Source organism: Apilactobacillus micheneri, from assembly GCF_006493595.1.
Lineage (GTDB): Bacteria > Bacillota > Bacilli > Lactobacillales > Lactobacillaceae > Apilactobacillus > Apilactobacillus micheneri.
In genome coordinates, this window is record NZ_QUBI01000005.1 from 37026 (window position 1) to 47356 (window position 10331).

Genomic DNA, 10331 nt, shown 5'->3' on the forward strand with positions numbered 1-10331 from the left:
TTTTTATGTATAAAAAAAGAATGGAATAAATCCATTCTTTTTATTAATCTAATTAAAGATTATGATAAAGCAACGCCTAAAGCTTTTAGAGCATCATCACTCTTAGATAAAACTAAGCCAGAATCATTAACAGCTTTTTGTAAATCAGATTTTTGCATATTATTTTGACTTAATGCATAGTTTAAAGCATCTTGCAATTGGTCCTTATTTCCAGTTGCAACATATGCAGTTTTACCATTTGCTGTATCACCAGTAAATTGAGTAAGTGAATTTGCTACATCATTAACTTTATCAATGGCAGCTTTTTGAGCTTTTTCAGCATTTAAAGCACCAGTTAAGTTATTGTAATTACTAATTTTGCTTGTATTGACACTATTATCAGATAATGTCTTTACAGCAGCATTTAATGCATCAGAGTCAGTGTTAGCTTTGTCTGATCCTTCAGCATCTCTTAAAGTAGAAATTTGATTATCTTTCATATAACCAGCAGCTTTAGTTACTAATGATTTAGCATCATTAATAGCATCAACAGTTGCTTGACCTGAATTACCGCCAAAGATATTAGTGTCATTAGAATTTACAGTAGTTGTAGTTGTACCATTAGCTGTAACAACATCATATACAAGGTTTAAACCAGCACCGTTATTTTCAGCTTTAACATCGTTGAATGTTGCATTTGAAATAGCTTTACCATCTTTGTCAAATAATGCTGAGTTAGCAGCGTTAGTTTCAGTAGCCTTAGCATTGAACTTGTAAGTAGTCTTACCATCAATATTTGAAAGTACGTTTAATGCTTTACCAGAATCTAATAATTGACTCTTGAAGTTAGCGTAATTAAATGCTGAGTTAGGAGTTCCAGTAAATAATGAATTGTATAAACTATTATCTAAGTTAACAGCTTTTAATAAATTATTAGCAACTGGAGTAGCTGTTTGTTGGTATCCATTAGTTGCAAGACCTTGAACAGTGTAAGGTACAGTAGTCTTATTGTTGGAGTTATCAGGTGTAACTTCTACAGTAATGTTAGTACCTTGTGCAGTATATCCATCTTTATCGAAAGTTACAGGAGCACCATTAACACTTTCATGAACTTGATTATAATCTGCAGGTTGGTAACCGTGACCCTTTAATTGATTATTAAGTAATTGTAAAACATCAGCATTAGAATATTTGCCATTGCTTTGAACTTTAGGGTTAACTGAAGTTGTAAATAAAGTTGAACCTAAGTTACTTGAACTAACAAATGATGCATTAACAGCACTCTTAGCATCCATTGCTTTTTGAGCAGCAGGAGTAACATTATTACTGAAGTATACTGAATTTACCCAACCATTAACTAATTGGTTGTTCTTGTCAGTTACATAGTAATATGTTTGGTCATTGTTAACTTTAACTGCATCACTTACAGTGAATTGGTCGGATGCAAGATTCATAGCCTTGTAATCATTCTTCAAGCTAGTCTTGAATTGTGAACCATATGGCTTGTTGAAGAAACGGTTAGTGTTTTGTAGGTAACCTGTAGTGTTTAATGGTTTGTCAGCAGCTACAGTAGTGTTAGTCTTAGCAACACCCTTGTTGTATACAAAACCACGAACCTTCTTGTCAAATGAAACTACCTTGTAGTAGTGAACACCCTTTGAAGTAACGCCTTCTTGGTATGCCATGAATAAGTCTTTAGTATCTTTTGAGTTAGCTTTTGAAGCCATGTCAGCCTTTGAAGCTACAACTGATCTCTTACCTACAGCCTTATTGTAAACAGCATTTTTACCAGTTGCTTTGAAAGTAACTGATTGGTCTAAGTTCTTGTTAGTAGTCTTGTAAGTTACTTTCTTAGCAGCAGCATGTTTCTTAGCAGCATTAGCATTTGAAGCATTAGCTGTTACGCTAGCAACTGAAGCAAAACTTAAAGCAGCTAGACCTAAATATAATGATTTCTTTAAACTAGATTGCATTATATATTCCTCCAATATAATTTTATGTAATTCATCAAGCAAAAGAATTATAACATAAAACAATCACCAAACCAAAGGTTTAAAATTATTTATGTAAAATTTTTACCTAATAAACTTCATTACCAATATTATAAATAACTTCATTTCAAATATCAATTTAATAATTACTTTGTAATCTAATTGATAAAGAGATGCAATATTCATATTATCAATAACACATTTAAAGTAAAACATCCCCGCAAATTTGTCAAAAAATACGCACAATTTTGCAAAAACGAGTACAATCTTTTTAAAGATATTTTTCAGAAAGGATAATATTATGGTTTCTTTTTCTTATCGGGCCTTCGTAACCGTTATTAATGAAGGCAGTTTTCACCATGCCGCACAAGTATTAGATGTTACGCCTTCGGCAATTTCTCATTCAGTGGATAAGTTAGAAAAGCAACTGGGCTTTTCCCTCTTAATTCGTAACCGCTCTGGAGTAAAGTTAACTGCTGACGGTAAGTTAGTTTTACCAATTATTCAAGAAATTTTGAATAACGAAAATCGCCTAACCCAAGAAGCAGACAATATTAAAGGCTTAACTGCTGGAACGGTGAAGCTTGGTGCTTTTAGTAGTGCTTGTATTAGTTGGCTGCCAGGCATTGTGCACAAATTTCGGGAACGATATCCGAATATCAAGATTGAAGTTACACAAAGCAGTTTTAATAACATTACGACCCAAGCACACCAAGGAAATATTGATTTAGGTTTCACCTGTCAGCCCATTAATGAAAACTTAGTTAAGGTCTTATTGGTGCAAGATCAGATTTATTGTCTTACGCCGAAGGGCTTTGTCCCCAAAAACGGTCATTCCATTACCATTGAAGATACCCAAAATGAACATTTTATTTTACAGAAGTCTGATTATGATGGGGATACTAAGAAAGTCCTTGATGCATATCAGGTCCAAACAAACTCGATTCAGTTCAGTATTGATGATCAATCCATTATCGCAATGGTGGAAGCTGGCCTTGGAATGGGAATTTTACCTAGGTTGGCTTTTAATAAGCAAAACTCCCACGTTACTGCCTATCCATTTGATGAAGCTTATTATCGTTCCATCTTCTTAGTGATGAATGAAGTGCAGATGAAAACGCCGGCTACGCAAAAGATGATCAGTTGTGTGCGTGAATTCATTAATGAAACTTATCCCGATAAATTATTAAAATAATATACAAAAACACCCTCGCCAATTAAATGACGAGGGTGTTTTGCGTATTGATATTAGTGATTTTAATTTATTTTGCTGCTTGTTTATCTTCGTTACGTGTATCAAAAATGGTTTCAGTATTGGTATCGACATAGCGAGCGGCGACTGGTACTTGGTATTGATTCATCCCGTTAACTCTAAACATCTTCAATGCTCCGATACGATTCATTGCACTTATTAATGCTTCATTATCCAACTTACTACTAACATAATTCAGACGTAGTGTTTTTACCTTTTGATCTTCACTCTTGAATACTAATTCTAATTTTTTCATTTACATTTCCTCCATTTAATTAAGCGTAGTATCTTGTTTGTGCAATTAATTCAGTTTTTTCTAAACTATCAGAAGTCAAAGTTTTTAAAATTGAACCAAATTCGGTAATTTGTGCATCTGATACATCTTCGATGACATTCGCGAATGAACGAGATACCGCTTTGTCATCTTCCTTTGTAACCATGTTATAAACTACCTTTGATTTATCCCAAACTTTATTCATACTTTGTTCCTCATTTCATTTTATTAGTAAGTCGTTGGCGCCAACCCTTACATCTACTAGTAACGAAACTCGATGCCAAAGTGATACCCATTTTTTAATTTTTTATGATCTTTATTTTTTTACGCAGGCTGTTGCGCCATTTATTAAGGGTTTTCGTTGAGATATTAGTCTGGCGCGAAATCTCACGCATATTATCAATGCCCTCGTAGTAACGATAGTAGATTAATTTTCGTTCTGTATCACTACTAATCTTCAGTAACTGGTTTAATAGTTCATTATGGGAGAGTTCACTTTCAAAAGAATAATTGTCAATTAATTGATTTTCCCAACTATCTTGATTATCTGCTGGCATAAATTCAATTTTTTGCGTATTACGACTTGCCTTACGTAATTGGTCTAATAAGTGCCAGTACACGCCTTGATAAAGGTAGGCTAAGCGTTGCTTATCATCATCTGGTCCATGGTATTGATTGTACTTTTGTGCAAAAGCAATGAAGCCTTCTTGCATTAAATCATCATATTGAGCTGTGTTTCTTTGGATATTTAATCGTTTTAATACCCCAAATATTACGACTTTATGATCACCTTGCATTAGGTAATCAAAGCCTGGTCTAAAACTGCTGTAATCGTTCATTTGAACCACTCTTTCGAATTTTATTGGTTCAAAGGCCTTCGAACAAATATAAAGATAACAAGCAATTTTGCTGGTTTCACTACCGCAGATTTTGTCATAATTACCGCAGATTTTGCATTTTGGTCATTTTTTGGCAAATAAGGGGGTATTTTCTTTGTTTTTTGCCACAAAATAGTAAAATTAAGGTGATGAAATATATAAGGAGGTTTTATGAATGCAATGGCATATTAAAACTTTTAAAGAATTAACTCGTGATGAATTGTGGGAAATCTACAATGTCCGCACTAGTACCTTTGTAGTGGAACAAAATCGTCCCTACCAAGAAGTCGACAAGTTGGATAAAAAGTCCTTACATATCTGGGCCGAAGAAGATGGGACTTTATTAGCATATGCGCGCATCTTTTATGGTCATGATCACACCAGTTTTGGCCGTGTATTAACTACTAAAGAAGCACGTGGCAAGGGACTCGGCAAACAATTAGTACAAAAGATTTTAGACGTGATTGATCAACACTTTGATAACAATCCAACGATTGAAATTGATGCCCAAGAAGATAAGGTAGCTTTTTATGAGAAGTTTGGTTTTCATCCCGTTGGCGGTGTTTACACTTTCCATCAAACCCCACACATTAAAATGATTTTGAATCAATAAAAAAATTGCTACCCCATGGTTGGAGTAGCAATTTTATTTTGTAAATATTTATTTAAAACAAAAAGCAAGCAGTTTGCTGCCTGCTTGCTCTTTGTTAATTGATTTGATTGTATTTAGTCGGAACACAAATAAATTATGTGCGGAATACATGCTCTTATAAGCATGTTCGACTAACAATAAACTTATTTATAATGTAATGCAAATTATTACCTTAGATGCTGTTGATATCGTTAAATAATTAAAAAATAACCGCCTTAGCTCTGGTCAGCTAGCGGTTATTTAGATAATCATATAATTGTTAGTAACCACCGTCTTTAACGGCTCTACTGGGAAGTTCTGTTCAAGCAGGACTTCTTTTTATTTATGACTATATTATAGCATGAATCTTTCTGTACACAATCAATTACACATAAATCGGGAAAATAGGAATTGAACCTACGACCTCTTAGTCCCGAACCAAGTGCTCTACCAAGCTGAGCTATTTCCCGTATATTTTATTACAATTTTCACTATAACACATTTTTTGCATAGTAAAAAAATACCTACCAACTATTTCATTATAGTCGATAGGTATTTTTATTTAAAACTTTATTCTAATACGTAGTCACTACGTAAGATTTCTCCACGCCATAATAATAATGCATAGGCATGACCTTCACCATCAAAAGTAAGACCTTCCCATTCACGACCCGAATTAAAGGCGTTGTAATGAACATCTTTACTCTTTAAAGTTCCAGCATTCAATTTATCAACTGGGACTGAAGTTACCATATCATTAGATACCATATAGATACGATCAGTTACTGGATTATAAGTTAAGTTTTGATTCCAACTACCAGCCCAATGAATGACCTGTTTAGCTGGTTTGAAACTAACTTTATCATTATTCAATGAACCAATGTATAAACTATATGCCTTTTTAACACCATTAGGACCACTGTGGACACCAATATAGGCACGACCTTGCTTATCAAATGCTAATGTGTGTAGGCCTAAGTTCTTGCCATTATGCATTAACTTAAAACTGTATTGATGCACTGGTTGCAAGGTATCAGCATCTAATTCAGTAATTTGATTCTTGTCATCATTAGAAAAGTCACCCATCTTGTCATCTTGAGCTAAATATAAGTGATTATTAGCTGGATTGTATGACATAGTTTGACCATGACCAATATTAATTAATGGACTAGCTTCTACTGAATCAGTTACTGCTTCATATTGACCTAATAACTGGTTACCATTTTGTGCTTTGTTGATTTGATCTTGATCACTACTAATTTTTTGTTGCAAAGTAGCAATTTTAGCTTTGGATTGATCAATTTGTTTGTAAACCTTGTCACGTAACAACTTGTATTCATGGAAAGTCTTTTTAACTGCAACTCGAGCACTAATTAATTTACGTACTTTTCTTTGTTCAGCCTTACTTAACTGCTTAAAGTTAATGGACTTAGCTAAATAATCTTTAGGATTGTTAGAAATTTTATGATTTTGCTTCTTCATATCTTGGTTACGATTATTTCTAACACGGTCATTATTTTTATCTTTATCTACATTAAAGTATTTTTTAATTTCTTTAGCATATTTATGTTTATAAGCACGAGAAACCTTACGATAATTTTCAGCCGATTTATTAATTACATCTTTACCATTTTTCACTTCAGTTTGCGCTTTTTGTAGCTGACTGGTACTCTTCTTCATATCTGCACGAGAGTCAGCAGTCGCATTGATATAATCCACAAATTGCTGATTATTTTGACGACCTTGATCGGTATATGGATTAAAGTAGCTAAAGATATTCAATAGTAAGTTTTGGTTACCGTTATCCATCATCCCCATTTTTTCTAGTGCATCTAATTTAAAACGAATAATAGCTCCTTGATTGGCACCAGTTCCCATGGATTCAAGCAAGTAAATGCTATTATTAGCCATCACAATTCCTTGATAGTTCCCATGTTCTTCTGGTGAAACGTTAAAACCAGTTGGTAAATACCACTTAGTAATTAAGCTATTCCCATTTGCTGAATCATTATAAGTATGAAATTCGTTAGTATTTCTTACATGCTTATAATGACCCCAACGTGGTTTGAACTTAGGTAATTTATTACGCATTACCTGCAAATCATTATCATTATAATTTTGCATGGCATTGCCTTGATCAGTTTGTGGAATCGGATTTTTAGGTTCATCCCAATTATGAACAAAAAAATTAGAATCAGCGTGGGCACTCATGATTGGTGTACTAACGCCCACTAAAGATAGTGCCGCCACCGCAGTCAAAGCGATTTTTGTTAACTTCTTCATACATATCCCCCTATGTAAAATGAATATATTATTCCATATTGTTAATTTAAAACTCTTACAATAAAAATAGCAAGTTTTAAGCTAAGAAATTTCTTGCATTTTGTCTTTTATTTTTCTACCATGATATAATCTAGTTGGACGTTAATAACGGATTTAGAAAAGGAAAATTTTATGAAATATAATAAGCGAAATAATCGTCATAAATTTGACGATGTTACTGTCGAAATCGGTAAGCAATTTAAAATGACCATTAAAAGAATGGGGATTAATGGTGAAGGAATCGGTTTTTACCAACACAAATTAGTTTTTGTGACGGATGCTTTTCCTGGCGAAAAAGTTGTCGCTGAAGTCACCGAAGTTTACCCTAATTATTTAAAAGCCAAAGCAGTTAAATGGAATAAAGAATCTCCTGATCGTGTGGAACCACGTGATAGTTATGCTGGCAATGTCGGTGGTTTTGAATTAGAAAATCTATCATATCCTGCTCAACTAAGATTTAAACGCGACTTAATTCACCAAGCCTTAGAAAAATTCCAACCGATTGGTTACAAGGGCTATAAAGTGCATTCAACGATGGGAATGGAAGATCCATATGAATATCGTAATAAAGCTCAATTCCCAGTTCGTGAAAAGGATGGTAAAGTCGTCGCTGGATTATTTAAAGCTGGCACCCATGATGTTGTGGATTTAGAAACCTGTGCCGTTCAATATCCTGAAACGATGATTGTCATGCGTAAAATTGTGGCATTTATCCAAGAACTAGGGATTCCAGTTTTTAATGAAGAAAATAGTTCAGGCATTATTAAAACTATCGTGGTCCGGGCTGCATTAAACACTGACGATGTTCAAGTGGTCTTTGTGACTAACACCCCTAAGTTTGTTAAAAAAGGCTTTATGCTAAAGAAAATTAAGGAAGAACTACCGCAAGTCACTTCGGTTATGCAAAATATCAACCCTGGGGATACTTCATTAATTTGGGGTGATAAAACCATCAATTTAGCTGGTAAAGATTATATTATTGAAAAAATCAAGGGCTTGAACTTTGAATTATCAGCTCGTGCCTTCTTACAGTTAAATTCAATTATGATGCCTCGTTTATATGAAGTGGCAATCTCTGCATTAGGGCTAACTGGCAATGAAAATATTGTCGATGCCTATTCAGGAATTGGGACTATTGGTTTACCATTAGCTAAGCATGCCAAAGAAGTTCGTGGGATGGATACCATTCCAGAGGCGGTTGATGATGCTAATCACAACGCCATTATCAACAAGATCCGTAATGCACACTACGAAGTAGGTAAAGCTGAAGACTTACTCCCTGAATGGTTAGCAGAAGGTTTTAAACCAGATGCAATCATCGTTGATCCACCCCGTACTGGACTTGATGATAAATTAATCAAGGCTATTTTAAAGAGTGCCCCTGATAAGTTTGTTTATGTATCATGTAATCCATCTACCATGGCCGCAGATTTGGTCCCATTAACCAGAAAATACAATATTGATTTTATTCAACCAATCGATATGATGCCACAAACACCTCGCTGTGAAGCAGTCGTTAAATTTACTAAGAAGTAAAATTAGAATTTTAACTAGATTAGTGTTAGTGTAGTTCTATTACTAAAAAAGAAAGTAGGTATATTATGCAAAATCCATTTGGCAACGGAATGATTCCCCTACCTTCTAACGTTATCGTTTTAAAAAAAGGTAACTCCCAAAATGTAAGGATTGGTAAAATTGGTTTTTCAATTTCTGCCTTATTATTCCATTGGTTACCATCAATTCTTCGATCTGACACATATAACTTTTTATGTATCCTAGGGGTTGATGCAATTCTTTGGATGGCAGTTAATATGTTCTTACGCTTAGGATTAGGTGTTGACCCTAGTTCTACTTTTACCTATGCTTACATCATTGGTAGTATTATTTGGGGATTAATTTACAATCGTATGTATATTGTCCATTTACTAAAAAATGGTTATAAACCAGCGGACAAACGTTCAGCTAACTTGTTGAACAAAGCTGGTTATCTTAAAAAATAAATTATAAGCCACACAGATTAAAATTGCTGTGTGGCTTTTTTGTAAGGAGTTTTCATTTTGCGAAATGGTGACTTATTATTTGTTAGGTCAAAAAATAGTAAACTTGAACAGATGATCGCTGATAGTACCAGTCAAAAGCATGATTATACACATGTCGGAATATTGATAGATAAGCATGTTGTTAATGCAACTACTAAGTATGGATGTATCAAAGAATCATTAGATGAATTTATTAGCGAACAAAAAGCTCCCATTGATATTTTTAGAATTATGAATAAGCGAATTGATTTTGATTTAATTCGGCAACGTGCTGAAGCAATGCTGGGATTACCGTATAACCATTCATTTTTACAAGCAAATAAAGGACTGTATTGTTCTGAATTAATTACTGAAATTTTTAAAGATTATCATATTTTTCAGTTAGAACCTTTAAAGTTTGGTACCGGTGAACAAGTTAAGTATTGGGAACAATATTATCAAAAATTGGGATTAACATTACCCAAAGATGAATTAGGAAGTAGTCCTAATTCATTGGTAGACAGTGATAAATTGAAATTTGTAGAAACAATAAAAAAAGCAGGATAATCAAATTGATTACCCTGCTTTATGTTTTAATTAGTCAGCATCAGTAGTGTTAACTGTATTATGTCTTGCGATATCAACTTTAATTTCAGCGCCATCGTTCTTAGGTTCCATATCTTCATCATAACTGAAGTCGGCTTCCTTAAAGTATCTCTTCATTTCGTTGTTGATGGTAGATAATTCACGTGTATCTTCCTTTTGACGGGTGATTAGCAAAGTGTATTCTTTGTTGTCTTCATCAGCATTTTCAAAATCATAAACTACATCAACTGTGTTTAAAATTTCTTGAATTAATTGACGTTCTGTCATTTCCATAATTCTATTACCTCTTTATTGCTAATTATTAATACAATTATAGTGTAGTGCTAATTGTTGCAAATGTAAAATTAAGCGGTTCAAAAAAGAGCTAACTCCCTAATGAA

11 protein-coding genes and 1 tRNA gene are annotated in these 10331 nt (G+C 33.7%); 5 read left to right on the top strand and 7 right to left on the bottom strand.

All coding sequences use genetic code 11. The features are described from left to right. Nucleotides 1–59: 59 nt before the first annotated feature. Nucleotides 60–1952 (bottom strand): hypothetical protein, encoded by a 1893-nt coding sequence (locus DY123_RS06090; RefSeq protein WP_140936444.1) that lies wholly within the window; start codon nucleotides 1950–1952, stop codon nucleotides 60–62. A 319-nt stretch (nucleotides 1953–2271) separates the two neighbouring features. On the opposite strand from DY123_RS06090, the gene DY123_RS06095 reads away from it, so the two are divergent. Then, the gene (locus tag DY123_RS06095) at nucleotides 2272–3165 is read left to right on the top strand and encodes a LysR family transcriptional regulator (protein ID WP_140922533.1); all 894 of its coding nucleotides are present in this window, start codon (nucleotides 2272–2274) and stop codon (nucleotides 3163–3165) included. Between the two features lie 67 nt (nucleotides 3166–3232). Here the strand turns inward: DY123_RS06095 and DY123_RS06100 are convergent, their stop codons facing one another. The 3 genes from DY123_RS06100 to DY123_RS06110 all read right to left on the bottom strand — a co-directional run bounded on the left by DY123_RS06100 (nucleotide 3233) and on the right by DY123_RS06110 (nucleotide 4335). Next, nucleotides 3233–3478, bottom strand: a complete 246-nt coding sequence (locus DY123_RS06100; protein ID WP_140936445.1) for a DUF2922 domain-containing protein — start codon at nucleotides 3476–3478, stop codon at nucleotides 3233–3235. A 19-nt stretch (nucleotides 3479–3497) separates the two neighbouring features. After that, nucleotides 3498–3701 carry a DUF1659 domain-containing protein gene (locus DY123_RS06105; protein WP_140936446.1) on the bottom strand — a complete coding sequence of 68 codons (204 nt, stop codon included), beginning with the start codon at nucleotides 3699–3701 and terminating at the stop codon, nucleotides 3498–3500. Nucleotides 3702–3795: 94 nt separating this feature from the next. Next, a complete protein-coding gene (locus tag DY123_RS06110) occupies nucleotides 3796–4335 on the bottom strand; it encodes an RNA polymerase sigma factor (RefSeq protein WP_140936447.1) in 540 nt (179 codons plus the stop codon). 214 nt (nucleotides 4336–4549) lie between these two features. Between DY123_RS06110 and DY123_RS06115 the strand changes: the two genes are divergently transcribed. After that, nucleotides 4550–4987 (top strand): GNAT family N-acetyltransferase, encoded by a 438-nt coding sequence (locus DY123_RS06115; RefSeq protein WP_140936448.1) that lies wholly within the window; start codon nucleotides 4550–4552, stop codon nucleotides 4985–4987. 414 nt (nucleotides 4988–5401) lie between these two features. On the opposite strand, the gene DY123_RS06120 is transcribed toward DY123_RS06115, so the two are convergent. Together DY123_RS06120 and DY123_RS06125 are read right to left on the bottom strand one after the other, a co-directional pair. Continuing rightward, nucleotides 5402–5475, bottom strand: a tRNA-Pro gene (locus DY123_RS06120). Between the two features lie 100 nt (nucleotides 5476–5575). After that, nucleotides 5576–7288 carry a hypothetical protein gene (locus DY123_RS06125; protein ID WP_140936449.1) on the bottom strand — a complete coding sequence of 571 codons (1713 nt, stop codon included), beginning with the start codon at nucleotides 7286–7288 and terminating at the stop codon, nucleotides 5576–5578. A 171-nt stretch (nucleotides 7289–7459) separates the two neighbouring features. On the opposite strand from DY123_RS06125, the gene rlmD reads away from it, so the two are divergent. The 3 genes from rlmD to DY123_RS06140 all read left to right on the top strand — a co-directional run bounded on the left by rlmD (nucleotide 7460) and on the right by DY123_RS06140 (nucleotide 9912). Next, nucleotides 7460–8863, top strand: a complete 1404-nt coding sequence (rlmD, locus tag DY123_RS06130) for a 23S rRNA (uracil(1939)-C(5))-methyltransferase RlmD (protein WP_140936450.1) — start codon at nucleotides 7460–7462, stop codon at nucleotides 8861–8863. A 65-nt stretch (nucleotides 8864–8928) separates the two neighbouring features. Then, nucleotides 8929–9327, top strand: coding sequence for a hypothetical protein (locus tag DY123_RS06135; protein ID WP_105987859.1), 399 nt, complete (start codon nucleotides 8929–8931; stop codon nucleotides 9325–9327). Between the two features lie 57 nt (nucleotides 9328–9384). After that, on the top strand, nucleotides 9385–9912 hold the full coding sequence (locus tag DY123_RS06140; RefSeq protein WP_181401245.1) for a YiiX/YebB-like N1pC/P60 family cysteine hydrolase: 528 nt from the start codon (nucleotides 9385–9387) through the stop codon (nucleotides 9910–9912). 30 nt (nucleotides 9913–9942) lie between these two features. Here DY123_RS06140 and DY123_RS06145 read toward each other — a convergent pair whose 3' ends face one another. Next, complete coding sequence (locus DY123_RS06145; protein WP_174674016.1) at nucleotides 9943–10224, bottom strand: hypothetical protein; 282 nt, start codon at nucleotides 10222–10224, stop codon at nucleotides 9943–9945. Between the last annotated feature and the right edge of the window lie 107 nt (nucleotides 10225–10331).